General features: G+C 62.5%; 16 protein-coding genes, 5 tRNA genes and 1 pseudogene. 13 read left to right on the forward strand and 9 right to left on the reverse strand.

The window, feature by feature from the left end:
* Window positions 1–20: 20 nt before the first annotated feature.
* Window positions 21–1,241 (forward strand): winged helix-turn-helix domain-containing protein, encoded by a 1,221-nt coding sequence (locus C2H86_RS19160; protein ID WP_159409368.1) that lies wholly within the window; start codon window positions 21–23, stop codon window positions 1,239–1,241.
* Here C2H86_RS19160 and C2H86_RS19165 read toward each other — a convergent pair.
* On the reverse strand, window positions 1,222–2,568 hold the full coding sequence (locus tag C2H86_RS19165) for a class II 3-deoxy-7-phosphoheptulonate synthase (RefSeq protein WP_079227016.1): 1,347 nt from the start codon (window positions 2,566–2,568) through the stop codon (window positions 1,222–1,224). The genes C2H86_RS19160 and C2H86_RS19165 overlap by 20 nt on opposite strands.
* A 117-nt stretch (window positions 2,569–2,685) precedes the next feature.
* Between C2H86_RS19165 and C2H86_RS19170 the strand changes: the two genes are divergently transcribed.
* Together C2H86_RS19170 and C2H86_RS19175 are read left to right on the forward strand one after the other, a co-directional pair.
* Window positions 2,686–3,441, forward strand: a complete 756-nt coding sequence (locus C2H86_RS19170; RefSeq protein WP_159409369.1) for a spermidine synthase — start codon at window positions 2,686–2,688, stop codon at window positions 3,439–3,441.
* A 376-nt stretch (window positions 3,442–3,817) separates the two neighbouring features.
* A pseudogene (locus C2H86_RS19175) lies at window positions 3,818–5,543 on the forward strand (DEAD/DEAH box helicase).
* Between the two features lie 69 nt (window positions 5,544–5,612).
* Here the strand turns inward: C2H86_RS19175 and C2H86_RS19180 are convergent.
* The gene (locus C2H86_RS19180) at window positions 5,613–6,365 is read right to left on the reverse strand and encodes a DODA-type extradiol aromatic ring-opening family dioxygenase (protein ID WP_159409371.1); all 753 of its coding nucleotides are present in this window, start codon (window positions 6,363–6,365) and stop codon (window positions 5,613–5,615) included.
* A 104-nt stretch (window positions 6,366–6,469) separates the two neighbouring features.
* On the opposite strand from C2H86_RS19180, the gene C2H86_RS19185 reads away from it, so the two are divergent.
* Window positions 6,470–7,120 carry a thiopurine S-methyltransferase gene (locus C2H86_RS19185; protein WP_159409372.1) on the forward strand — a complete coding sequence of 217 codons (651 nt, stop codon included), beginning with the start codon at window positions 6,470–6,472 and terminating at the stop codon, window positions 7,118–7,120.
* 46 nt (window positions 7,121–7,166) lie between these two features.
* Here C2H86_RS19185 and htpX read toward each other — a convergent pair whose 3' ends face one another.
* The gene (htpX, locus tag C2H86_RS19190; RefSeq protein ID WP_003259721.1) at window positions 7,167–8,054 is read right to left on the reverse strand and encodes a protease HtpX; all 888 of its coding nucleotides are present in this window, start codon (window positions 8,052–8,054) and stop codon (window positions 7,167–7,169) included.
* A gap of 434 nt (window positions 8,055–8,488) precedes the next feature.
* On the reverse strand, window positions 8,489–9,700 hold the full coding sequence (locus C2H86_RS19195; RefSeq protein ID WP_019472411.1) for a pyridoxal phosphate-dependent aminotransferase: 1,212 nt from the start codon (window positions 9,698–9,700) through the stop codon (window positions 8,489–8,491).
* A 178-nt stretch (window positions 9,701–9,878) separates the two neighbouring features.
* On the opposite strand from C2H86_RS19195, the gene msrB reads away from it, so the two are divergent.
* The gene (msrB, locus tag C2H86_RS19200) at window positions 9,879–10,280 is read left to right on the forward strand and encodes a peptide-methionine (R)-S-oxide reductase MsrB (protein ID WP_159409373.1); all 402 of its coding nucleotides are present in this window, start codon (window positions 9,879–9,881) and stop codon (window positions 10,278–10,280) included.
* 2 nt (window positions 10,281–10,282) lie between these two features.
* Window positions 10,283–10,771: a glutathione peroxidase gene (locus C2H86_RS19205; RefSeq protein WP_159409374.1), complete on the forward strand. Its 489-nt coding sequence runs from the start codon at window positions 10,283–10,285 to the stop codon at window positions 10,769–10,771.
* Here the strand turns inward: C2H86_RS19205 and C2H86_RS19210 are convergent.
* Complete coding sequence (locus tag C2H86_RS19210; protein ID WP_159409375.1) at window positions 10,761–13,115, reverse strand: hybrid sensor histidine kinase/response regulator; 2,355 nt, start codon at window positions 13,113–13,115, stop codon at window positions 10,761–10,763. The two genes, C2H86_RS19205 and C2H86_RS19210, sit on opposite strands and share 11 nt — an antisense overlap.
* A 76-nt stretch (window positions 13,116–13,191) precedes the next feature.
* Here C2H86_RS19210 and C2H86_RS19215 point away from each other — a divergent pair, with 76 nt between their 5' ends.
* Together C2H86_RS19215 and C2H86_RS19220 are read left to right on the forward strand one after the other, a co-directional pair.
* Window positions 13,192–14,079 carry an ATP-binding protein gene (locus C2H86_RS19215; protein ID WP_159409376.1) on the forward strand — a complete coding sequence of 296 codons (888 nt, stop codon included), beginning with the start codon at window positions 13,192–13,194 and terminating at the stop codon, window positions 14,077–14,079.
* Window positions 14,080–14,081: 2 nt separating this feature from the next.
* Window positions 14,082–14,564: a GAF domain-containing protein gene (locus tag C2H86_RS19220; RefSeq protein WP_159409377.1), complete on the forward strand. Its 483-nt coding sequence runs from the start codon at window positions 14,082–14,084 to the stop codon at window positions 14,562–14,564.
* A 159-nt stretch (window positions 14,565–14,723) separates the two neighbouring features.
* On the opposite strand, the gene C2H86_RS19225 is transcribed toward C2H86_RS19220, so the two are convergent.
* The gene (locus C2H86_RS19225; protein WP_159409378.1) at window positions 14,724–15,491 is read right to left on the reverse strand and encodes a hypothetical protein; all 768 of its coding nucleotides are present in this window, start codon (window positions 15,489–15,491) and stop codon (window positions 14,724–14,726) included.
* A 342-nt stretch (window positions 15,492–15,833) separates the two neighbouring features.
* On the opposite strand from C2H86_RS19225, the gene C2H86_RS19230 reads away from it, so the two are divergent.
* The 5 genes from C2H86_RS19230 to C2H86_RS19250 all read left to right on the forward strand — a co-directional run bounded on the left by C2H86_RS19230 (window position 15,834) and on the right by C2H86_RS19250 (window position 16,398).
* Window positions 15,834–15,909, forward strand: a tRNA-Glu gene (locus C2H86_RS19230).
* 4 nt (window positions 15,910–15,913) lie between these two features.
* A tRNA-Gly gene (locus tag C2H86_RS19235) sits at window positions 15,914–15,989 on the forward strand.
* Between the two features lie 92 nt (window positions 15,990–16,081).
* A tRNA-Glu gene (locus C2H86_RS19240) sits at window positions 16,082–16,157 on the forward strand.
* A 3-nt stretch (window positions 16,158–16,160) separates the two neighbouring features.
* Window positions 16,161–16,236: transfer RNA gene (locus tag C2H86_RS19245), tRNA-Gly, on the forward strand.
* An 86-nt stretch (window positions 16,237–16,322) separates the two neighbouring features.
* A tRNA-Gly gene (locus C2H86_RS19250) sits at window positions 16,323–16,398 on the forward strand.
* Between the two features lie 102 nt (window positions 16,399–16,500).
* On the opposite strand, the gene C2H86_RS19255 is transcribed toward C2H86_RS19250, so the two are convergent.
* From C2H86_RS19255 to C2H86_RS19265, 3 genes are all read right to left on the reverse strand, one after another.
* Window positions 16,501–17,580 carry a fimbrial protein gene (locus C2H86_RS19255; RefSeq protein ID WP_159409379.1) on the reverse strand — a complete coding sequence of 360 codons (1,080 nt, stop codon included), beginning with the start codon at window positions 17,578–17,580 and terminating at the stop codon, window positions 16,501–16,503.
* The gene (locus C2H86_RS19260; protein WP_159409380.1) at window positions 17,577–20,135 is read right to left on the reverse strand and encodes a fimbria/pilus outer membrane usher protein; all 2,559 of its coding nucleotides are present in this window, start codon (window positions 20,133–20,135) and stop codon (window positions 17,577–17,579) included. Before C2H86_RS19260 ends, C2H86_RS19255 begins: the two co-directional genes overlap by 4 nt.
* 278 nt (window positions 20,136–20,413) lie before the next feature.
* Complete coding sequence (locus C2H86_RS19265) at window positions 20,414–25,435, reverse strand: RHS repeat domain-containing protein (protein WP_163985983.1); 5,022 nt, start codon at window positions 25,433–25,435, stop codon at window positions 20,414–20,416.
* Window positions 25,436–25,498: the final 63 nt, after the last annotated feature.

Raw genomic sequence — 25,498 nt, forward strand, 5'->3', positions numbered from 1 at the left:
CCACCACAAGGAGATCAGGCTTGCCGCTCAAGTTGTCCATAAGCCAGGCCCGGCGCCTGGCCCTGTCTGCCCAGGGATTCGGCAAGCAGCCTGACGCCCCACCGACCCTGCCCGCACTGAAACGCATGCTGCAACGCCTGGGCGTGGTGCAGATCGACTCGGTCAACGCCGTGGTCCGCTCCCATTACCTGCCGCTGTTCTCGCGCCTTGGCGACTACCCGTCAGAAATGCTCGATCAACTCGCCTGGGGCCGTGGCCGCCAGCGCCAGCTGTTCGAATACTGGGGCCACGAAGCCTCGCTGTTACCCCTGAACCTCTACCCGCTGCTGCGCTGGCGCATGGCCCATGCCGCCGATGGCCGCGGCATTTACCGCCAGCTCGCGCAGTTCGGCCGCGAACGCCAGGACGTGATCGCCCGCGTGCTGGCCGCCGTGCGCGAACAGGGCGCACTGGGCGCGGGCAGCTTGTCTACCCGGCAGGAGCGAGCCGGCCCTTGGTGGGACTGGAGCGAAGAAAAGCACGCGCTGGAATGGCTGTTCGCCGCCGGTGAAGTGACGGTGGCAGGGCGGCGCGGTTTCGAGCGGCTCTACGATGTGCCGGAAAGGGTCCTGCCCAAGGCGATCCTTGACCAAGCGCTGCCGGGGGAAGCCGAAGCCCATCAAGGCCTGATGCTGCACGCCGCCACGGCCCTGGGCGTGGCCACCGAGCGCGACCTGCGCGATTACTTCCGCCTCGAGCCTGGCCAGGGCAGGGCGGCGCTGCACGAGCTGGTCGCCGATGGCCGCCTGCAGCCGGTCGAGGTACAGGGTTGGAAGCAGCTGGCCTACTGCGCCGGTTCACCGCGCATCCCCCGGCGCATCGAGGCCAGCGCGTTGCTGTCGCCGTTCGATTCGCTGGTCTGGGAGCGCAACCGCACCGAGCGGCTGTTCGATTTCCACTACCGCCTGGAGATCTACACCCCGGCGCACAAGCGAGTGTATGGCTACTACGTGTTGCCGTTCCTCTACCGCGAACGCATCGCCGCGCGCCTTGACCTGCGCGCCGAGCGCGCCCAGGGCCAACTGGCGGTGCATGCCGTGCACGCAGAATCAATAGCGTTGGACGCGGAGGGCTATCAGGCCCTGGCGGGCAATCTGCTGCGCATGGCCCAGTGGCTGGGCCTGCAGCGGGTGCAACTGAACTGCCCTCGGGCAGAGGGCAGCCAGTTGCGTCAGGCCCTGCTCAGCGCCGCACCTGCTTGAGGGTTTCGGCGATCAGGAAAGCCAGTTCCAGCGACTGATCGGCGTTCATGCGTGGGTCGCAGTGGGTGTGGTAGCGATCGGACAGGGCGTCCTCGGTGATCGGCCGGGCGCCGCCGATGCACTCGGTGACGTTCTGCCCGGTCATCTCGATATGGATACCGCCAGCATGGCTGCCCTCGGCCTGGTGCACCTGGAAGAACTGCTTCACCTCGTCGAGGATCTGCGCGAAGTCGCGGGTCTTGTAGCCGCTGCTGGCCTTGATGGTGTTGCCGTGCATCGGGTCGGAGCTCCACAGCACCTTGCGCCCCTCGCGCTCGACAGTGCGGATCAGCCCAGGCAGGTGCGCGCCGACCTTGCCGGCGCCCATGCGCACGATCAGGTTGAGGCGGCCCGGGTCGTTGGCCGGGTTGAGCGTGTCGATCAGGCGGATCAGCTCTTCGGGGTTCATGCTCGGGCCGACCTTGACCCCGATCGGGTTGTGCACGCCGCGCAGGAATTCGACATGGGCGCCGTCGAGCTGGCGGGTGCGGTCGCCGATCCACAGCATGTGTGCCGAGCAGTCGTAGTAGTCGCCGGTCAGGCTGTCCTGGCGCACGAAGGCTTCTTCATAGTTGAGCAGCAGCGCTTCGTGGGCCGTGAAGAAGCTGGTTTCGCGCAGTTGTGGCGCGCTGTCCAGGCCGCAGGCGCGCATGAAGGCGAGGGTTTCGTCGATGCGGTTGGCCAGCTGGTGGTACTTGTCGGCCAGCGCCGAGTTGGCGATGAAGTCGAGGTTCCACTTGTGCACCTGGTGCAGGTCGGCGAAACCGCCCTGGGCGAAGGCGCGCAGCAGGTTGAGGCTGGCGGTGGCCTGGTGGTAGGCCTGCAGCAGGCGCTCCGGGTCCGGCACGCGGCTCTTTTCGTCGAAACCGATGCCGTTGACGATGTCACCGCGGTAGGCCGGCAGAGTGACGTTGCCGATGGTTTCGTCGCCCGAGGAACGCGGCTTGGCGAACTGCCCGGCCATGCGCCCGACCTTCACCACCGGGCAGCCGGCGGCGAAGGTCATTACGATGGCCATCTGCAGTAGCACCTTGAAGGTGTCGCGGATCTTCGCCGCCGAGAACTCGGCGAAGCTCTCGGCGCAGTCGCCGCCCTGCAGCAGGAAGGCGCGGCCTTCGGTGACCTCGGCGAACTGCCGGCGCAGCTCGCGCGCTTCGCCGGCGAACACCAGCGGCGGGTAACTGGCCAGGGTCTGCTCGACCTTGAGCAGGTGCGCGGCGTCGGGGTAGGTCGGTTGCTGCTGGATCGGCAGGGCGCGCCAGCTGTCGGGGCTCCACGGTCGGTTCATCACGGGCTCGGTCTTGTCTGTTATAGGCTGCCTGCCATGGTAACAGCGGCGCCGAGCTTGTTGCATCCGGGGCGTTGACGGACAATGCGCGTTTTTGCGCGGGCGGGTGGCAGGTAGATGGCGACGGAGCGGGAAGAGAAGCTGTTGGCCCGGGTCGAGGATGCCTTTGGCGTCATCAGCGTGTACGAGGTGGAGGATTACCGCTTCCTCGAGTTCGGCGATGCCATCGAGCAGAGCTGCGTGTTCACCGCCGACCCGAGTTGGCTGGAGTACGACTACACCCGCGCCATGCTGGTCGGCGCGCTGTGCCACGAACAGCCGGAGAGTGCGCTGTTTCTCGGCCTGGGCGCCGGCACCCTGACCCAGGCCTGCATGAAGTTCCTGCCGCTGGAAGACATCGAGGCCATCGAGCTGCGTGCGGACGTGCCGCGCCTGGCCATGGAATACATGGGGCTGGACGATGACCCGCGGCTGTACGTTCGCATTGGCGACGCCCTGGAGTTGCTGCCCACGGCAGAGCAGGCCGACCTGCTGTTCGTCGACCTCTATACCGACTACGGGCCGGGCGTCGGGCACCTGGCGTGGAAGTTCCTCGAGAACTGCCAGAAGAAACTCAACCCGGGTGGCTGGCTGGTGATCAACCAGTGGGCCAACGACGACGGCAAGCCGCTGGGCGCGGCGCTGTTGCGCGGGTTGTACCACCGGCATTACTGGGAGCTGCCGGTGAAGGAGGGCAATGTGATCCTGCTGGTGCCGGCGGACCTGGACCAGCAACTGGACCTCGACGGCCTGCGGGCGCGGGCCGAGGCCCTGGCTCCACGCCTGGGGTATAGACTGGAAGGATTGATCCGCGAGATTCGGCCTGCTACTTGAGGCCGCGTCGCCTGCTTCGCGGGGCAAGCCCGCTCCTACAGGTTGAGGTGCGCCTGTAGGAGCGGGCTTGTCCCGCGAAGGGCGCGATGCGGTGTTACAGAAAAACGATTCAGCGGCCTCGGATTGATGGCTCGATACTGGCTAACCGGCCAGAAAAATTTACTCACTCCCCACTATTATTTCGGGTATAGTACGCGCCGGTCTTTTAGCGGACCTCAAAATCAGGTGGTGCAAATCCTCCGAGTCCAGCTTCGGCTGCACGTCCGCTAGGCGGACCTTCCCAAAGTTTTCTTTTTCAATCGTTTTCGCAAATCCCCGCCGACAAAGCTGCCTGGGTGACCGTTCCGGTCTTTCAAGGCATGTGCAGCTTTGCAGCATGGGTCTTTGCGGATGCACTTAGAGGCAGACCCATGACCCAGGAAACCGGCGGCTTCGCCGCTCTCGATCTTAATCCGAACATTGTTGCTGCCGTTCTGGCTACCGGCTACGAAGAGCCGTCCGCCATTCAGCAACAATCGATCCCGATCATCCTCGCCGGTCACGACATGATCGGCCAGGCGCAGACTGGCACCGGCAAGACCGCTGCCTTCGCCCTGCCGATCCTCAACAAGATCGATGTGAGCAAGCGCGAACCGCAAGCCCTGATCCTGGCGCCAACCCGTGAGTTGGCGCTGCAAGTAGCCACCGCTTTCGAAACCTACGCCAAGCAGATGCCAGGCGTTAACGTGGTGGCCGTTTACGGTGGTGCCCCGATGGGCCCACAGCTGCGTGCCATTCGCAACGGCGCGCAAATCGTCGTCGCTACCCCGGGCCGCCTGTGCGACCACCTGCGTCGTGACGAGAAAGTCCTGTCGACCGTGCAGTACCTGGTACTGGACGAAGCCGACGAAATGCTCAAGCTGGGCTTCATGGACGACCTCGAAGTGATCTTCGATGCCATCCCGGCCAGCCGCCAGACCGTACTGTTCTCCGCAACCCTGCCGTCGTCGATCCGCTCGATCGCCGAACGCCACCTGCGCGAGCCCAAGCACGTCAAGATCCAGAGCAAGACCCAGACCGTTACCGCGATCGAGCAGGCCCACCTGATGGTCCACGCCGACCAGAAGATCCCGGCTGTTCTGCGTCTGCTGGAAGTCGAAGAGTTCGACGCGCTGATCGCCTTCGTGCGCACCAAGCAAGCCACCCTGGACCTGGCCGCCGCGCTGGAAGCCAAGGGCTACAAGGCTGCTGCGCTGAACGGCGACATCGCCCAGAACCAGCGTGAGCGCGTGATCGACTCGCTGAAGGATGGCCGCCTGGACATCGTCGTCGCCACCGACGTCGCTGCCCGTGGTCTGGACGTACCGCGCATCACTCACGTGTTCAACGTCGACATGCCGTACGATCCTGAGTCCTACGTGCACCGTATCGGCCGTACCGGCCGTGCCGGTCGTGATGGCCGTGCGCTGCTGCTGGTCACCCCGCGTGAGCGCCGCATGCTGCAGGTGATCGAGCGCGTGACCGGGCAGAAGGTTGCCGAAGCCCGTCTGCCGAACGCCCAGGCTGTACTGGACGCCCGCATCAAGAAGCTGACCAACAGCCTGGCGCCGCTGGTTGCCGAAGCAGAAGCCACCCATGGCGAACTGTTCGACCGCCTGACTGCCGACCTCGGCTGCAGCGCGCGTGCCCTGGCTTCGGCCCTGCTGCGCAAGGCCACCAACGGCCAAGCGCTGGACCTGGCCGCCGTAGAGCGCGAGCAGCCACTGGTGCCAAGCTTCGCCCCGCGTGGCGAGCGTACCGAGCGTGGTGAGCGCAGCGACCGTGGTGATCGTGGCGACCGTGGTGGTGACCGCGAGCGTCGTGCGCCAATGCCGCTGGCCGAAGGCCGTGTGCGTTGCCGTACCGCCCTGGGTGCCCGTGACGGTATCGCCGCCAAGAACCTGCTGGGCGCGATCCTCAACGAAGGTGGCCTGGCCCGTGACGCCATTGGCCGCATCCAGGTGCGCGACAGCTTCAGCCTGATCGAGCTGCCGGAAGATGGCCTGGAGAAGCTGCTGACCAAGCTCAAGGACACTCGTGTGGCCGGCAAGCAGCTGAAGCTGCGCCGCTACCGCGAAGATTGATCCTGACGCAATGAAAAAATCCCCGGCCTAGGTCGGGGATTTTTTTTGCTTGCCCCGCGAAAGGGCCCTTCAGTCGAACCGGTAAATGTCCATCCCCAGCGCCCCCAGTGTGAAGCCCTGGTGCACGATCCCGAACCTGTCCCCAGCCCCCAGGGCAAAGAACAGCGGCAGGAAATGCTCATCACTGGGATGGTTGCGCGCTGCAAACGGCGCCTGTTTGCGGTAATCCAGCAGCGCCGCCTGGTCATCTGCTTTCAGCCGCTCCACCACCCAGTCCCGGAACGCCAGCGCCCAAGGCTCGATCACATCCGGCCCGGCATGCCAGTCCAGTTCACCCAGGTTGTGCGTGATGCTGCCGGACCCCACCAGCAAAATGCCTTCAGCACGCAACCCAGCCAGCGCCTTGCCTATCTTGACCTGCAACCCTGGCCCCATCTGGCTGGGCAACGAAACCTGTATCAGCGGAATGCCCGCATCCGGGTACATCAACGACAGCGGCACCCAGGCGCCGTGATCGAACGGTCGCTGCGGGTCGAGGCGGGCCTGCAACAGTTCAGCGATTCGGCTGGCCAGGGCTGGTTCGCCAGGCGCCGGGTACTGCACTGCGTACAGCGCCGGCGGGAAGCCGTAGAAGTCGTGCCAGGTCTCCGGCTGCGCGCCGCTGGTCACCAGCAGCTCGCGGCTTTCCCAGTGCGCTGACACCACCACGATCGCTTTCGGCCGTGGCAGGGCGTTGGCCAGCCCGGCCAATGCCGGCCCGCTGGCGCCGGGTTGCAAGGCGAGCATGGGGGAACCGTGGGAAATGAACAGGCTGGGCAGCATGACGTGGGGTCCTGAGGGGTTAAGATGCAATCATCTTCGATCAAGTACAGATCGAAATCCAAACCAAGTTTTACCCTCAATCCATCTAAAAATCGGGAGTGATCATGGAACCAGCGTTCTGGCAAAAGCGATGGGCAGATAACCAGATCGGTTTTCACCGCACGGACGTCAACCCTTTCTTGCTGGCGCACTGGCCCAGGCTGGCGCTAGCCGAGGGCACGCGCGTGCTGGTGCCGTTGTGCGGCAAGAGCCTGGACATGGCCTGGCTGGCAGGGCAGGGGCACCGGGTGCTGGGTGTGGAGCTGTCGCGGCGGGCGGTCGAGGACTTTTTCCGTGAGCAGGGGCTGACGGCGCAGGTCTCGACGCAGGGGGCTTTCGAAGTCTGGCGCAGTGCTGATGTGGAAATCTGGTGTGGCGATTTCTTTGCCTTGCAGGCGCAGGATGTGGCTGATTGCAGAGGGCTCTACGACCGTGCTGCGGTGATTGCCTTGCCATCGCAGATGCGGGCACGCTACATGGCGCACCTGTCGAAGGTGCTGCCAGCAGGCTGTCAGGGGCTGCTCCTGACCATGGATTACGATCAGCAACTGCTGGACGGGCCGCCGTTTTCGGTGCCGGATGCCGAAGTGCTCCAGGGCTATGCGGGGGGCAAGGTGCAGGTGCTGGATGAGCGGGAGGTTATCGAAGAAAGCCCGAAATTCCTCCAGGCAGGTGTCGCGAGCGTGCTGGAGCGGGTGTATCAGGTAACGTTCTGATCAGCAAAAAGGGCGACCGAAGTCGCCCTTTTCTTTACCGTTTGCATCAACCGCGGCGGCGCAGGGCCTCGATGCGGTCTTCCAGCGGCGGGTGGCTCATCAGCAGGCCGGCCAGGCCATGCTTGAGGCCGCCATTGATGCCGAAGGCCTTCATGGTGTCGGGCATGTGCACCGGCAGGCCTTGTTCCACGCGCAGGCGCTGCAGGGCGCCGATCATTGCAGCGGTACCGGCCAGTTGCGCACCGGCTTCGTCGGCACGGTACTCGCGGCGGCGCGAGAACCACATGACGATCATGCTGGCGAGGATGCCGAGGATCAGCTCGGCGACGATGGTCGCCACGTAGTAGGCAATGCCCTGGCCTTCTTCGTTCTTGAAAATCACTTTGTCGACGAAGTTGCCGATGATGCGGGCGAAGAACATCACGAAGGTGTTCACCACGCCCTGCACCAGCGCCAGGGTGACCATGTCACCGTTGGCCACGTGGCCTATTTCGTGGGCCAGCACGGCGCGCACTTCATCGGGCGAGAAGCGCTCCAGCAGGCCCTGGGATACGGCTACCAGCGCGTCGTTGCGGTTCCAGCCAGTGGCGAAGGCGTTGGCCTCGTAGGCCGGGAAAATGCCCACCTCTGGCATTTTGATGCCCGCTTCGCGGGACAGCTCTTCGACCGTTTGCAGCAGCCACTGCTCGTGGCGGGTGCGCGGCTGGCTGATGATCTGGGTGCCGGTGGTCATCTTCGCCATCCACTTGGAGATGAACAGCGAGACCAGGGAGCCGGCGAAGCCGAACACGGCGCAGAAGACCAGCAGGCTGCTGAGGTTGAGGTCAACCCCGTTGGCGGCCATGAACCCGTTGAAGCCGAACAGGCTCAGGGTAATGCTTGCAACCAGCACCACCGCAAGGTTGGTGGCTACAAACAACAGAATGCGCATCATGGTTGTTACGTTCTCCTGACGGATGAGTTGTTGCTTACTGCGGGGTATATAAGGTGCCGGCCGCACGGATTCAATCGGGCGACTATTTCAAACTGTGTACGGCGGAGTATGGCAGAGGAATTTGCGCGGGCTTTGAGATAGAGCGTTGCAGGATGTAAGAAAAGGCTCATGCCTTGAGATTTTTGGTGGCAGTGAGATCGAGCGCCGCCCGCGCGGCGCATCGCGAGCTGCGCTCGCTCCTACGTTTGTTTTTGGCCAGTATCGCCGCGCGTCCGCCTTCTTGGTAAGACGCGATATCGCGCCATGCGCCAAGGTGTTCGCGCGCAAATCCCACAGGAATTTGGCCCGAAACAAACGTAGGAGCGAGCGCAGCTCGCGATGCGCCGCGCGGGCGGCGCTCGATCTCACAGACGCCACAAAAATCCCGTCGAACCTTACTGCGAATAAGTCCGCAGGAAGTTGCCAATCCGGCCAATCGCCGCCTCAAGGTCATCCACCCGCGGCAAGGTCACCACGCGGAAGTGGTCCGGCCACGGCCAGTTGAACGCCGTGCCCTGAACGATCAGCAGCTTTTCCGACAACAGCAGGTCGAGGGCGAACTTCTCGTCGTTCAGAATCGGGCAGACCTTCGGGTCGATTCGCGGGAATGCATACAGCGCGCCCATCGGCTTAACGCAGCTGACGCCCGGGATCTCGTTGAGCAGCTCGTAGGTGCGGTTGCGCTGCTCCAGCAGGCGGCCCGGCGGCAGTACCAGGTCGTTGATGCTCTGGTAGCCGCCCAAGGCGGTCTGGATGGCGTGCTGGGCCGGCACGTTGGCGCACAGGCGCATGTTGGCCAGCATGTCGATGCCTTCGATGTAGCTCTGGGCGTGGTGCTTAGGCCCGGAGATGATCAGCCAGCCGGAACGGAAGCCAGCCACCCGGTACGACTTGGACAGGCCGTTGAAGGTCAGGCACAGCAGGTCCGGGGCCAGCGAGGCGGTGCTGATGTGCACGGCTTCGTCGTAGAGGATCTTGTCGTAGATCTCGTCGGAGAACACCACCAGGTTGTGCTGGCGCGCCAGTTCCAGCATGCCCAGCAGCAGCTCCCTGGAGTACACCGCGCCCGTCGGGTTGTTCGGGTTGATGATCACCAGGGCCTTGGTGTTCGGGGTGATCTTGGCCTTGATGTCTTCAAGGTCCGGGAACCAGTCGGCCTGCTCGTCGCACAGGTAGTGCACCGGTTTGCCACCGGCCAGGCTCACCGCGGCGGTCCAAAGCGGGTAGTCGGGGGCCGGGATCAGCACTTCATCGCCGTTGTTCAGCAGCGCCTGCATGGACATCACGATCAGCTCGGAGACACCGTTGCCGAGGTAGATGTCCTCGATGGTGACGCCTTCGATTTCCTTTTGCTGGCAGTACTGCATCACTGCCTTGCGCGCGCTGAACAGGCCCTTGGAATCGCTGTAGCCCTGGGCGGTGGGCAGGTTGCGGATCACATCCTGGAGGATTTCGTCCGGCGCCTCGAAGCCAAACGGCGCCGGGTTGCCGATGTTCAGCTTGAGGATGCGGTGGCCTTCCTCTTCCAGGCGTTTGGCGTGCTTGAGCACTGGGCCGCGAATGTCGTAGCAGACATTGGCGAGCTTGTTCGATTTGCTGAACTGCATGATGTGGTCCCGATTGAGAATACGCACTGCGGCCCTCTGCGAAACGTTCGAAAGGTTTGAAAGGGCAGGAAGCGGGTGCCAGACTGGAAGCCTTGCACACGAAGCCAACTAATATACGTGCCACCCGCGTTACGGAAAAGACGGCGCGAGGTGAAATTCAGCCTGCCGAGGTCCCCACATGCAAAAGATCGACAAGACACTTGAAGAATGGCGCGAAATGCTCGATCCCGCCCAGTATCAGGTGTGCCGCCTCAAGGGCACCGAACGGCCGTTCAGCGGCAAGTACAACAGCGAGCGCCGCGCCGGCGTGTACCACTGCATCTGCTGTGACCTGGCGCTGTTCGACTCGCAGACCAAGTTCGATTCCGGCTGCGGCTGGCCGAGCTTCTATGCGCCGATTGAAGAGAGCGCGATGATCGAAATCCGCGACACCTCCCACGGCATGATCCGCACCGAGGTCACCTGCGCCCAGTGCGACGCGCACCTGGGCCACGTGTTCCCCGACGGCCCGCCACCGACTGGCCTGCGCTACTGCATCAACTCAGTATGCCTGGACTTCAAACCCCGCGACGGAGCCTGAAAATGGCCGGATCGATGCTGGACATCCCCTGCGTGACCCTGGGCGGCGAGCAGAAAAAGCTCGGCGACTTCGCCGGCAAGGCGCTGCTGGTGGTCAACACCGCCAGCCAGTGCGGCTTCACCCCGCAGTACAAGGGCCTTGAGCAGTTGTGGCGGGACTACCGCGAGCGCGGCCTGGTGGTGCTGGGCTTCCCTTGCAACCAGTTTGGCAAGCAGGAGCCGGGTGATGCGCGGAACATCGCGCAGTTCTGCGAGGCCAATTTCGGCGTGAGTTTCCCGCTGTTCCGCAAGATCGAGGTCAACGGCCCAGGCGCCCACCCGCTGTTCGTCGAACTCAAGCAGCGCGCCCCTGGCCTGTTGGGCACGCAGAAGATCAAATGGAACTTCACCAAGTTCCTGGTCGACCCGGCCAGCGGCAAGGTCACCCGCTACGCGCCGACCACCAAGCCGCAAGCGCTGGAAGCCGACATCGAGCGCCTGCTCAGCCGCTGAGCGGCACCCAGTGGTCGATCAGCGCCAGTAGCTCTTCGCGGCGGAACGGCTTGGCCAGGTAGTCGCTCATGCCCGCCGCGCGGCAGCGCTCGCGCTCCTCGGGCATGGCGTTGGCGGTCAGGGCGACGATCGGCAGCTCAGGCCAGCGCCCGCTCTGGCGAATGCGCCGGCTGGCCTCGTAGCCATCCATCACCGGCATGTTGCAGTCCATCAGCACCAGGTCGAAGTCTTCCCGCTCCAGCCATTCCAGGGCCTCGACACCCTGGGTGGCCACCTGCACCTGGCAGCCGAGCTTGGCCAGCATGCCCTTGGCCACCAGCTGGTTCACCGGGTTGTCCTCCACCAGCAGGATGCGCGCGCGGCCGTCGGCGGCGGTGAGCAGCGGGGTGGCCAGCGGGTGCTCCGGGGCATGCCCCTGCAGGGTGCGGCGCAGGGTCTGGTACAGGGCGTTGCGCGCCAGTGGCCGGGCCAGCTGGTGCAGTGGCGCCAGTTGCGCCGATTGCTCGCCGGGCAAGAAGTTGCCATAGGCGGTCACCAGCAGGATCGGGGCCTTCAGGGCCGGGCGCAGCCGGAACAGCTGCTCCAGGTCGTCGGTGATCAGCAGGTCGATGCTGTTGTCGAGTGCTGTGTTGCTGTCGTGCCGCTGGTAATCCAGCCCCCAGCCCGGCAGCAGGCCTTGCAGCAGTTCGCTGAGGCCGCTGCCGGCGTCGCTGAGGGCGACCACCTTGCCCTGCAGGGCGGTTGGCGCCATGGCTTCGGTGTGGGTGGTCAGCGGCAGCTCGGCGCTGAAGCGGCTGCCAAAGCCAGGCTCGGACTGGATGTGCAGATGGCCCTGCATGGCCTTGCACAGGTTGCGGGTCAGGGCCAGGCCCAGCCCGGTGCCGCCGTACTGGCGGGTGATGCCGGCGCCGGCCTGGGTGAACGGCTGGAAGATCCGCGCCTGGGCCGCTTCGGGAATGCCGATGCCGGTGTCGCGCACTTCCAGGCGCACGCCGCCGACGATAGTGACCAGGCGCACGTCGACGCGGCCGAAGCGGGTGAACTTGAGGGCGTTGGACAGCAGGTTGCTGACCACCTGGCGCACCCGCGTCGGGTCGCCGAGCACCGAGCTTGGGAAGTTGTCGGCGATCAGGCAGGTCAGCTCGACGCTCTGCGCAGCGTTCTGCGACAGCAGGTTGGCGGTGTCCTCGACCATCGCGCCCATGTCGAACGGGATGCGTTCCAGCTCCAGCTGCCCGGCATCGAACTTGGACAGGTCGAGGATATCGTTGAGCAATTCCACCAGCACCTTGCCCGAGTCATGGGCGATCGACAGCTGCTGGCGCTGTTCACCGGCCAGCGGGCTGTCCAGGGCCAGGGCGATCATGCCGAGCATGCCGTTGAGCGGGGTGCGGATCTCGTGGCTCATGTTGGCCAGGAAGGCCGCACGCGCCTGGGCCATGTCGAGGGCACGCTGGCGCGCCTCTTCCAGCTCCTGGTTGGACTGGCTGAGGCGGCTGTTGCTGGCCTTGAGCTCTTCGGTACGGGCCGAGACGATGTCTTCCAGCTCGTTGAGGTACTGGGTCAGGCGGTTTTCCGCAGTACGCCGCTGCTGGATCTCGGTGGACATGCTGACGAACTGCTGGTTGGCGACCCTGACCAGCACGCCGATCTCGTCGAGTTCGTGGCCGGGCGGGCAGTCCACCCGGGTTTGCCCCGGCTGGCGCGGGTCGCGGCCGGTGAGGGCGGCGATCACCGTCACCAGCGGCTTGGTCAGCAGCCTGTGGAACAGCGCCAGGAGAATGCCGGTGAGCACCAGGCTGCGGGCAAAGCCATTGAGCAGGGTGACCCCGGCACGGTCGAGGAAGCGGCTGCCAAAGGCGTAGGTGTCGACGTCCAGGTACAGGGTGCCGAGGTACTCCTCGGGCATGTGGGTGAGGAACAGGCGCTCCTTGAACTGGCGCTGCTCGCCGAACAGGAAGTCGCTCAACAGCCGGTAGCGATCGTGCAGGCGTGGGCGCTCGACGTCGGCCAGCACGGTGTCGTTGTTGTCGATCAGCCGCGCACGGATGATGGCTGGTGACTGCAGCAGGCCGCGAGTCAGCTCCAGGGCCAGCTCCGAATCGATGTTGTAGGCGATGCGCGAGGCCGGATTGTGGCTGATTTGCAGCAACGCCCGCACTTCGCGGTTGATGGATGCGTCTTCGCTGGCATAATCGATGCCGATCTGGATGAGACTGAGCAATGTTCCCAGGATGAAGCCGACCAGGACTGTCAACCGGGCTTGCTTGTATGACAGGCGATTGGTGAACTTGATATCCATGAGTCCCGAGCCGGTTTCACGTCCCTTGCGCTGCGCAAGCATAGCCGATCAGCCCCGGCTGCTGGCGGGCCTGTCACACATTCAGCTTTAAATCTCACCTGTCTTGCTAGGAGTCGTCATGGACGCTCGCTTGAATGCTTTCCTGGAACGCGCGGAATCGGTGCTGGCGCGTCTCGAACCCTTGTTGCCGGCGCCGCGCCCGCAGATCGACTGGAGCACCACCCTGGCTGCGCGCTGGCAGCGCGACGGCCGCACGGGCTACCTGATGCCGCTGGACGTCAGCCTGGACATCCGCCTGACTGACCTGATCGGCGTGGATAAACAGCGCGAGCAGCTGGGCCGCAACACCCATCAGTTCATCAACGGCATGCCGGCCAACCACGCCCTGCTGTGGGGCTCGCGTGGCACTGGCAAGTCGTCGCTGGTACGCGCCCTGTTGGCCGAGCACGCCGATGCCGGGCTGCGCCTAATCGAGATCGAGCGCGACCACCTGGCCGACCTGCCGCGCGTCGTCGAGCAGCTGCAAAAGCTGCCGCAGCGCTTCATCCTGTTCTGCGACGACCTGTCGTTCGAAGCCGGGGAGGGCGACTACCGGGTGCTCAAGAGCGTGCTCGACGGCTCGCTGGAGCAGGCGCCGGACAACGTGCTGCTGTACGCGACGTCCAACCGCCGCCACCTGGTGCCGGAAAAACAGAGCGACAACGAAAACTGGAAAATGGTCGACGGCGAGCTGCACCCCAACGAGGCGGTGGAAGACAAGATCGCCCTGTCCGACCGTTTCGGCCTGTGGTTGTCGTTCTACCCGTTCAGCCAGGAACACTTCCTTGACGTGGTCGAACACTGGATTGGCCAGTTGGCCCAACCAGCAGGCCTGGCCTGGCAGCGTGACGAAGCCCTGGAAATTCTCGCCGTGCGCTGGGCCACCGGGCGCGGCAATCGTAATGGCCGTTGTGCCTATCAGTTCGCCCGCTACTGGGTCGGGCTGCAATTGCTGGAGCAAAAGTAAACATGATCGACCTCAATGCCAGTGGCACCGGCCTCGACGGCTACAATCTGCTGGCCGCGCAAGTGCAGGCACTGTTCGCCGACGAACGCGACTTCATCGCCAATGCCGCGCAGTTTTCGGCGTTTCTCTTCAACCAGGTGGACGACCTGAACTGGGCGGGGTTCTACCTCAACCGCAACGAAGAGTTGGTGCTCGGCCCGTTCCAGGGCCAGGTGGCCTGCGTGCGCATTCCGTTCAGCAAGGGCGTGTGTGGCGCGGCAGCGGCTACCCGGCAGACCCAGCGGGTCGAGGATGTGCATGCGTTTCCGGGGCATATCGCCTGTGACAGCGCGTCCAACAGCGAGTTGGTGATTCCGCTGGTGAAGGAAGGGCGGTTGATTGGTGTGCTCGACCTGGACAGCCCGAAGCTGGCGCGTTTCAGTGAGGCGGATCAGGTGGGGCTGGAAAGGTTGGTAGCGATCTTTCTGGAACTGACTGACTGCTGATCACTGTTGTCTGTATTGGCCCCTGTGGGAGCCGCGCTTGCCGGCGATGGGCCGCGAAGCGGCCCCACGATTTCCAGGTTGTTGCATAAATTGACGGGGCCGCTTCGCGGCCCATCGCCGGCAAGCGCGGCTCCCACAGGGCCGGTGCAGCCTTGAAGATCAGTCGTAGATCACCCGCTTTTTCCAGGTCTCGTCCTCATCGGTCTTGAGCCCCTCGGTCAATTCGTTCTGTTCATTCTCCGCCGGCTCCATCTTGTCCAGGACCTGGGCATTAGCCCGCGCCAGCAGTTTTTCCAGATAGGTCAGCTGCTCTTCATACACTTTCGGTTCCGGCTGCTTGCGCAAGTACTGCACGCCGCGCTCGAAGGCCAGCCGCGCCTGCCCTGGCTGTTCCTGTTGCAGCGCCTGCTGGCCGAGGTTGTTGAAGAACTCGATATGCAGCAGTACCAGGATGTGGCGGATCTCCTTGACCCATTGCTTGGCCTCAACGGTCTGCAGCACATTTTCCTGGCTGCCCTTGACGATCTGGTTGTGCAGCGCCTCCAGCAGGAAGCGCACATCCTTGGCCTTGACCTCGGTCTGGATCGGGCAGGGTGGGTTGTTTACCGGAATGCGCTCGCCCTGGGCGACCAGCCCTTCGAGTTCGGCGATGCGCGCCTTGAGTTGCGCGTTGTGCTTGTCCAGCGCCAGTTGCCGCTGGTTGAGGTTCAGCTCCAGGCGCGCCAGCAGCAGCTTGAGGGCCGGGGTCATGAACTGGCCCGGGAAGGTCTCGGTGATTTCGCCACAGCGGCGAACCCGGTCAGCGAGTTCGACTTTCAGTCGCGCGCGTTCGAGCTTGCTGTTTTCAACCACGTTGTTGAGGTAGCCGATCACGATCAGCAACGCGATACCCGCCACGATGAGCAGAGTGATCAGAAGTGGTGTCACCGTTAACGCCTCATCAATAGGTTTGCATATAGAGTGTAGGAGCGAGCTTGCTCGCGAGAGGCCTTGGCAGGCAAATCTCTCGTTCTATCGGCAATCAGCCTTATAGCTGCATGCTGGCACATTGATGGTGAGCTTGCCCGAGGTGTTGTCAGAAAATCAACGCCAATCCGTCGGCGGCGCCTGGCGGCACCTTCCATATGGACCGAAGTCATTGATTTAAATAAATTTCTACAAAAGGGTTGACGGCCCTTCGAACCATCCATAGAATGCGCGCCACTTGCAGCGTAAAGCACACAGCGAAACGCAGCAGGGAGTGAAAGCAGGCAGTAATGCCAGCAGCGTGTCCCCTTCGTCTAGTGGCCTAGGACACCGCCCTTTCACGGCGGTAACAGGGGTTCGAGTCCCCTAGGGGACGCCAATTTGCGGGAATAGCTCAGTTGGTAGAGCACGACCTTGCCAAGGTCGGGGTCGCGAGTTCGAGTCTCGTTTCCCGCTCCAAATTCTCCGGCAACGCTTAACGGCGGGGCAGGAAATAAAAATCCAGTCTGGATCGTGAGGTTCAGGTCCTGGTGCACTGAAAAGTGTTGTGTGTCCCCTTCGTCTAGTGGCCTAGGACACCGCCCTTTCACGGCGGTAACAGGGGTTCGAGTCCCCTAGGGGACGCCAAATGCGGGAATAGCTCAGTTGGTAGAGCACGACCTTGCCAAGGTCGGGGTCGCGAGTTCGAGTCTCGTTTCCCGCTCCAGTTTAAATACTGTGGCGTTCGCACGGTGCAGTGGTGGTGAAGGTCGTAAAGGCGCTTCACGCCGATTAGCGGTAAAGCTTCAAATTGCGGGAATAGCTCAGTTGGTAGAGCACGACCTTGCCAAGGTCGGGGTCGCGAGTTCGAGTCTCGTTTCCCGCTCCAAATCGAAGAACGAAGAAAGGGACGAAAGTCCCTTTCTTCGTTTTTGTCTATCTGTAATCAGCTTTTACTAAGGCGCCCTATTGCAGGGCGCCTATGGCTTGCTCAACGGTAGCTGACGGTAAAGCTCAGTGCAGCCTTTGCCAGGCCAGGCGTTACTGTCGGGTCGAGTTGATAGTAGCGTGCCTTGAACTCCAGTTGTGTCACGGGAAGTTGCAGACGTTTGACCGATACGGCTTCTTCAAGCGGTAACTCGCGGCCGTCTCCGTGCAGAATTTGAATACCAAAACCTGCGGCAGTAGAACCCGTGCCCAGGCTGAAAATACCCCGCTTGGCGTCCAGCGCCATTGAGCCTTTGGTACCCTGCAGTTCTATATGTGCGTAGGCGGTGGGTGCCGTGCTGTGGTCATCGCAATCACTTAGCCGAATGCTGAAATCCTTTTCACTGCTGGTTATTGGCCCGGGGCCGGTGAAGTCGGCCAGTTCGCGATCGTCGAATGTTACCGGGTCTTCGCTGACAGGGTTGGCCAACAATGTGCATTGCGCCTGCTTAACCCGGGCTTGGAGCGTGAAGTCCATGACCTTGCCCTTGTCGTTGGTAGCGCCGCGGAACATTTCTTTATCGACAAATTGGTCGCCTGTGGCAATCGGGCCGGTCTTGACCAATCTCACCCTGCCGAAGAGCTGCTTGAGTGGTGCTGCGAACCCTGTACTCCCGCGCATGCTGCCATTGTAAGGGATGGTCTGGGTGGCGTCGTCCGAGGTAAAGGTATTTGAGCTGCTCCCGTCGAAGGGGAACCCCAGGCTGATGATAGCGCCGATACCGTCGACGTTGGTGCGCAGCACGCTTTCGCTAGGGCGCTGACCACGAACAGGTACGCCCACGGCTATGGCCGTGGAAGCGGGCATACTGATCGTGGTAGGGAGGGGGGGCTCGTTGAAGCACTCCATTTGGCTATTGTTGCGGTTAGTAATCACGAAAGTTCGGTTGGCAATCTCATACCCTATTTCGGCGTCACGTGGCACCCACAAGGTTTGCCCGTCAAAGTCATACAGGAAGGGCAGGTTGGCGGGGCCCTCTGTCCATTCGCATCTGGCCTGCACCTCGCCGCAAAGCAGCCCGAGAGCCAGGGCACAGGCAACTGCGGCCATGGGGCGCGGTGCCAAGCATCCGATTGTGCTCATGAAGTCTGTTCCTGTTTGTTCATGCCGGTTTCGTCTGTGATGGGTTCATGGTGGGGTTGGCAGGTGAGCGTTTGCACGCGATAGCCATTGACCTTGGGTATATCGTCGGGGGTAACTGTTACCTGGCACTCGCGAGTAGTCTGGTCTACCCACTGTGCGCGCAGTTGCTGTGGGCCTGGTACATCGCTGGCGACCAGTGCCTGGCCGGCTTGCCCGACCACTGCCAGGGCCTGCCCTTGAGCGTTGGTTACTTGCGTGCCGAACGGCAGTGGGCGCCCGTCGGGCAACTGCAGAGTCAGGACCATGCGCATGACTTGCCGGTTGTGGAAGCTGGCCATGACGATCGCGCCACGGCGCGGCACTACTTGCTGTGTAGCGTTGTCGATGATGGTTTCCGGGGACAGGTCGTCGGTGTTCAGTACCAGCGAATTCAACCTGTAGGGGCGCAAGCTTGGCGCCAGCAGGTAACCCTGCGCATTGGCCTGGCTCGACGACCCTGTGTCGAGCTGGATGCCGGCTACGTTGGGCACGTGGACCAACGCGCTGGTTTCGCCCAGGTACGGGCCCAGCACAATGCCGGAGCCATGGGCCAGCAGTGCGCCACTGGCGTTAAGCGATACGCTGCGATAGCCGGCCCCTTGGGTGTAGCCGGCGCCGTAGCTGGCGTTGGCTCCTTGGTAGGCAAGTGACAACGCACCACTGGTGTTGTTTTGCTGGTCAGTGCTCAGCGACGCCTGATAGCCAAGCCGGTTGTTCATCAGCCCACCATTCAGACTGGCCCGCTCGCTGTAGCGGCCATTATGGCGCTGCAGGTCGAAACTGGTGCTGTGGCGGCGGCCGAAATCCAGTGGCAATGACAGGCTCAGGCCGAACAGGCGGCTGTCGCCGGCGTTACTAGCCAGCGCCTGGGAGGCGAACAGATTGATGCTCAGGTCGCCCCAGCGCGTGTTGTATTGCACTTGATATTGGCGGCGTTGGGTGGCGCTGTTCCAGTAGTCTTCCTGTGACAGCATCAGGCTCAGCGAACCTTTGCCAACGTTCTGATACACCGAAGCCTCCAGGCGGCTGCGGCGGCTGCCCAGGTAATGCGAGGACTGGTTACGTTCTTTGATGGCTTCATCAAAGTCCCGGTAGCCCTCGGTCGAGTAGCGGTATCCGGCAAAGCGCAAGTTGGTACCGGTCTGGAAGCTCTTGCCATAGCGTATAGCGAAGCTCTGCCCTTGAACCTGGCCCATCGGTGCGCCGAGCTCGGTGCGAGCGTGGGTGGCGTCGAATGACAGTGCGCCCAGGCCGGCGAAGTCGCGGGCAACCCCCAATGCGCCAGCATGGTAGTTATCGCTGGCCAATACGCCTCCATAGAGCGTGCTGTCCCAGAGGCCGCCGCGGGCCAGTGTGCCCTGCCAGAACATGGGCCGCTCAAGGTCCTCGGCACCGTTGTAGCGGCCCACCGTTGCGCTATAGCGCCATACGCCTTCACGCAACAGGTTGGCCAAGGATGAGTAAGGCTGGGTAAAACGGCGCACCTGGCCATCGGCCTCGGTGAGGATCACCTCCAGTTCGCCGTGGCCGGCGCCGACGCTGAGGTCATCGATGGCATACGGGCCGGGTGCCACGTAGGTGGAATAGATGGGGAAGCCGTTGTGCAGCACCTCAAGCTTGGCGCGTGTCTGGGCCACGCCGCGTATGACTGGCGCGTATTGCTGCTCCATGTCGGAGTGCATGTCCAGGTCGGAGGCCAGTTGCGCACCAACGAAGGGGACGCTGCGGAATACCTCACTGCCGGTAAAGGTTTCGCCCAGGGTGAAATTGGCCCGCAGCCCAGGGATGTCACGCTGTGCATAGGTATCGCTGTGGCTCCAGTCCAGCTGGCCCTCTGCGTTCTCGCGCAGTGCCTGGGTGCTGCGTAATCGCCAGCCGGCGATATTGAGGCCGCTGTTCAGGTACAGGTCCTGGCTGTTGCGGCTGCGGCCGTTGTCACTGTTGTAGTGCTGTGCCGACACCTGATAGTTGACGAAAGCGGCATTGATGCCAGCATCCCAGCGTGATTCGGGCACCGAGCCTGCGGCTTGTCGGCGCAGGGCGATTTGCGCAATGGACAACGACAGTTGCAGGCGTTGCGGGTCGAAGTCGGCGCGGGCCTGCGGTATCAGGGCCGTCAGGTCCAGGCATTGGTTGTCGTGGGGCAGGGGGGCTTCCAGGGCTTCTTCACGCAAGTCCAGGCTGCGCAGCAGGTCGCCGGTCATGCAGGCTTGCAGGCTTTGCTCGTCGTTGCTGTATATGTCGACTTCGCGCATGCCAAGCGCGGTGTTGTTCAGCACTACCTGTAAGCGATAGCGCCCGGCCGCCAGCGGTGTTTGTTCCGCCAGCGCCTGCAGGGCCAGGGCGCCGGCCTCGCTGGCCTGGCCAGGGGCCTGGCGCATGAACTCAGCCTGGAAGCGTGGTGAGGCGGCGAATGTAGGCGTGGCCAGTAGCAGAATCAGCGGGCTGCCCAGCAACGCTGATCGGGTAAGGTGCGGGCGTGACAAGGCAGGCCTGCGCCATAGAGGCTTGGGCATAGGGGAATCCTGGGGCAGCGCGGCTCCAGGCCGGAGGCGGGAGCTGGGGCTGGGTTGTCTGAAGACGGCGTACGTCTGGCATCGGTGGCAGACGGTGCCGGGCTAGGGATGGGTAGGGTAGAAAGGGAAGGCAGAGCGGGATGTAGGAAGAGTCTTGAGCGTCGATGAGAGATTTAGACAGCGGGGCTCATGCGGTTGGCCGATAGCCCCTGGGGAGGATTTCCCTGCCCAAGGGCGCTCGGTTTCAGTAGTTCAATTTGGTTAAATAATGGTTTTCATCATTCAATTATCACAGGTAAAGTCGCATGTGGGGCTTTTACTGAATTTGCCAGTCCCGCTGAATTTGCCGGTCCTGCTGAATTTGCCAGTCCCGCTGAATTTGCCGGTCCTGCTGAATGGGATTGGTTTGAACTGTATGCGTTAGGGCTTGAGTTATTTTTCGCTTTAAGCTTGGATGGACCAATCGTGGCATAATCTCCGCTGCTGTTAGAGCGGCCTGCGGGGGGCGATTGTGAGGCTTGAGTATTTTGCCAGGCTCTTGAAGCGGCTAATTGTTGTTCAAATGGTTTTCCAAATATATCAATGCCTTTATTGTGATCTACAAATGTGCCTAATCTTGTCGAAATCCAGGGCCGGGTCTTTGGTCGGCCGAAGTTGAGTAAACTTGATCTCATCGCGCCACTCTTTATATTGATCGCCATGCCAGCACCAAACGCTGCAGCACCAAGTATGCTAATACCTACGCCTGTAAAGCTCAGTATGTCGGAAAGACCAGAGTCATTCTCTTCGATTACTTTTCCTGCGACCTGTAAGCCCAAACCGACGCCTTGACCGGCGATGCCGCCCCAGGCCAGTGCAGTCCCAAGTGACATAGGGGTGCCCCATGGCGCTGCGAGAAGTGATATAAGCAAGATGGCACTAAACAAGACGAGTAGCCCTGTCTTTATCTTGCTCTTCAACTCTTTGTTAGAATCCCCCTTGTACTCTGCTGCCCCATCATTACCACTGAACGGGCTCACTTTATGCCCGGTAGGGTCGCGCCATTTGACCGGATTACCCAAGGCATACAGGTAAGGGTTCAGGCCTGCTGCTTCGGGTGGCAGCGAATCGGGGCTGTGGAAGCGCATCAAGCCTGGGTTGTACGCACGGTAGCCGCTGCCTAGCAGGTACCAGCCAAGGGCCTCTTCACGCACCTCGCCATTGAACGCCAGCAGGCAACGCATGCCGTTGTCGTCGGGGCGTTCGCCATAGGTGTTGTAGCTGGCATGCCGGGTGCCCTGGTGGTCGGCCTCGGTGAGGATGCTGCCGGCAGGGTCGGTCAGCAGCAGCAGCGGGTCGTCGGGTTGGTCAGAGCGCTGCACGCCCAGGGTTTGCTCGTCATTGAGCAGGTACTGGGTCAGCAGGTTGCCTTCCCGGGTGCTGTCCAGGCGGTTGCCCTGGTAGCGCCGCTGCACCTGGCGGCCATCGAATACACTGGCCAGCAACTGGTCGTGGCCATCGTACAGGTAGCGGGCCTGCTCACTGCCGTCGGGTTTCAGCACGCGCTCCAGGCGCCCTTTCACGTCGTACTCCAGTGTGCGCCCTTGCTCGTCGTTAAGCATGTTGCCGCGAGTGTCGTAGTCGAAGCTTTGCTCGGGCAGGTAGTCGTCGACCAGGGTGTGGGTGACTTTGGTCAGCTGGAAGCTGCCGTCGGTGGCATAGGTGAAGCGCGCAGTATCTTTTTTGCCGTCGGCAAACAGCGTCACGCGCTGCTTGAGGTTGTCCATGGCATCGAATTCGAAGATTTCCGACTCAATCGTGCGGCCCTTGGCATTGCGTGGCGAGCTTGGCCCTCGGTAATCGCTGATGGTCAGGCGGTCGAGTTCGTCATAGCCAAACACCTCCTCGCGCAGCAGGGCGGCTTCATTCTCTGCGTTGCCGTTGTAGAGGGTGCGCGCTTGCAGCGTGGTGCCATCACGCCATTTCAATACCAGCAACTGCTGCTGGCCATTGGCATCGAGCGTGCGGCGATGTTCACGGCCCAGGTCGTCGTAGGTCTGGGTGCTGCGCACGTAGCGTGCCGGGTCGCGGGTGTCGTGGGTGGTGGTGGTTTCCAGGCGGCCTTCGCTGTTGTAGGTCAGGGTGGACTGCAAGTGGCCCTGGGTAACGGCAACAACCCGCCCCAGCTTGTCATGCTCATACAGGCAGGCGGCACCGTCGCTGTGCTTGCGGTAGCGCAGGCGCCCCTGCAAGGAGTGCTGGTTGTGGATGTTGTACTGCTCCTGGTCGCCTACGTGCCAGTGTTCCTGGGCCAGGTACCCGCGGTCGGTGTAGGTGTAGGCGCGGCTGCCATTGGCGTTGTCGGCGCCGACCACTTCGGCACTGCTAGGGCGGTAGGCAAAGGAGGCTTCGTTGGCGGCGTGTGGCTCTGGCGTGCCTTCGAGCGTGGCGCTGATGCTGGTGGGCTGGGTGGTCAGTGCCGGCTTGTAGGTGTAGCGCTCGACGTGCTTGCGCTTGTCGTTGCGTGTTGCGTCGGTGTTGCTGATGGTGCGTGAGTCCATCAGTGCGGTTTGGCCCTGGTAGGTGTAGGTCTCCAGGCGCGGGCCGACGGCCATGCTGGTCAGGCGCTCCAGGCCATCGTAGGTGCGCTTGCACACGGGCAGGGTGCTGCCATTTTTATTGCGCACTTGCAGCAGGGTGGTCAGCTCATTGGTGCTGTGTTCGGCGAAGGAGCGCAGCAGCACGCTGCCATCGGGGCGCACGGTTTCGCACATGCGGCCCCAGTGGTCATAGGTGTATTCAGTGATGCGCGGCACGAGTTTTTGCTCGGGCGGATAGCTGAACGTTTCCTTCACCCCGCGGCCCAGGCCATCGTAGAGGTAGTCGGTACGGTCGACTTCAACCGGCTTGGCACCGCCGGCGGGCTGGTGCAGTTGGTACTCGTAGACCGGTTTGTCGAAGCGGTTGTACTCCACCACGCTGTGTTGCTGCTTGATGCCCGGCTGCTTGGGGCTTTCCAGCCATTGCTCGGCCTTGTTGCCATCGGCACCGAACGGCGAGAACGCGGTGATGAGCTTGACGTCATCGGCTTGCAACACCTCGCAGCGCTGCCCCCAGGCATCGTACTTGAAGCGTGTGGTCCGCTCGATGACGCGTTCTTCTGAGCTGCCGCTGCCGGGCCTGACGGGGGCGTAGTCGAACACGGTTTCGCTGGCGATGCGGCCGAGGCCGTCGTACGTGGTTTCGGATACCTTGCGGGTAATGCGGGTCTCGGACTCTGGATTGTCCAGCGCTTTGAGGGTGAGCTCAACCCGCACCGGGCGGTTGAGCCCGTCATGGTAGGTACGGGTGACGACACCGTTGAGGTCGGTGTGCTCGGCGTAACACAGTGTGCGGTTGTTTTCCGTGACCTTGCCATAGCGGAAAGTGTAGGTAGCGGTAAACTCGGGCAGGTCCGGTGCTATGGTCGTGGCGACCGGCCGGTTGATTGCATCATGGCGGTAGCGGGTCTTCACGCCATTGATGTCTTCGGTCTCGATCAGCTGGTTGCGCAGGGCGGACTGCAGGCTCTGCGTGGTTTTTTCCAGCGTGCCACCGTGGGGTTTGAAGGTGGTGGTGGTGTTCAGGTAGGTAAGCTTGCCGTTGTCATCGGCGCGCTTCTCGTAGTGCCACTCGGTACGTGACTGGGTGGTGCCCAGTCGATCCGTTCGGTAATCGATGCGCCCATGCAGGAACACATTGTCGGGCGTGTCCAGGTGGCTGATATCACTGCGGCTCAGCAGCCGTTCGCGTTCCTGGCCATTGTCATCGGTAACCTCGAAGATCTGCTCGCTATCGCCCACCAGAAATTTGTCGGCCTGCAGCGTCGCGACCGAGGCGCTCAGCACGTCCAGCGCACGGTAGGTGAAACGGGTGCGCCGGATCTGCGCCTGAGCACCCCCCTCGGCCGGGTAGACAGTGAGGCTCTTGAGGTTGCGCACGAAGCCTTGCGGGTCGGGCGGGCAGCCCTCGGCGCCTGCGGCAGGGTAATACTCACGGACCATGCGCGTGCCGTTGGCCAACTGTTCCAGCACCATGTTGCCGTGCTCATCGTACTGGGTGAGCACGTGTTCATCGCGGCGCAACTGGGTGCCGGCCTGGGTCCAGGTCTTGGTGATGCGGCTCGGCAACTGCACGCGCGGGTCCTGGGAGGCGAAGTTGCCCGGCTTATCGTGATACTGCGTGGTGATGGTTTCGATGCGGCCGGCTTCGTCGGTGACTTGCTTGGTCACCAGGTGGAAGCGGTTGAACGTGTGCTCGACGGTGCGTAGCACCTCGTCGTTGAGGTAGTGGTTGGTCGTGCTGCCATACACGTATTCGCTGCCAGTGAACTTGTAGAGGTGGTCCTGATTGTATTTTTCGTCCCACTCCACGCCTGTTGCGCCGTAGCCCAGGAAGTTCTTCTTGGTGTAGGTGTAGGTGGTCTTGATGGCGTTTGCTTCGTTCAGCGGGTCGGCGATTGCGCGGTGCTCGGTCACATACGGCAGGTAGGTCTGCCGGCCGGGGTACTGGTGGCCAGACTCGCGGTAGATAACACGCTCTTCGCCGCCATACGGCAGGGTAAGCCGCTGAAGAAAACGCATGCCCCCCAGCTGCTGGTAATGGAATGCCCAGTTGTGCTGGTCGCTGGTGGGCAGCACCAGTGTGCGCAATTCTTCCCCTTCGAACTTGAGGGTGAACGTTTGCTCGGCTTCAGTACCGGGGTGGGTCTGCAAGAGCGTCTGGCTGTCGCCCTGGAACGTGAGGGTGAGCAACTGTTGGCCGCTGTCATCCTGGATGGACTGCAGGCGGCCTTTTTCCAGGTCGTAGGCCAAGTTGATGCCAGCGCCGCCAGGGATCGTGACCCGTGTTGGCAGCAGCTTGCGGCTGTCGGCCTTGAGGGGTTCGAGTATTTCGATCGGGCCGCCGGTGTGGGTGATGCGAAAGCGTGGGTTTTGTTTGTCGCCGATGTTTTCGCAGATGAAGCTCTTGAGTTTTTGTTCGTAGACCAGGGCCTCTTCACCTGGGCCCTGGTCGGCGATTGCCAGGCTTTCGCCGGTGTACAGGCTTAGTACCTGGCTGTCGAGGTCGTAACTGCTGAGCTTGAAGGCCCAACCGATGCCGAAGCCTGAGTGGGTGGTATTCAGTGGGCTAAAGCCCAGTTGCAGGGGTAAGTTGGGGCCTTGACCAAAGTTGGCATTAAGTTCTGGAACTTCCAGGGTAAAACCGTAGAGGCCGGTACGGGGGTCGACGTTGCCTTTGCCAAAGCTGGGGTAGTTTAGTGCATTGGATTGAAGGGGCATGGCTAAACCATCCATTGAGTTGAGCTTGGTGTATGGGGTCGGGAGCTGTGGGTGTTTTCAGAA

Source organism: Pseudomonas putida, from assembly GCF_009883635.2.
GTDB lineage: Bacteria > Pseudomonadota > Gammaproteobacteria > Pseudomonadales > Pseudomonadaceae > Aquipseudomonas > Aquipseudomonas putida_W.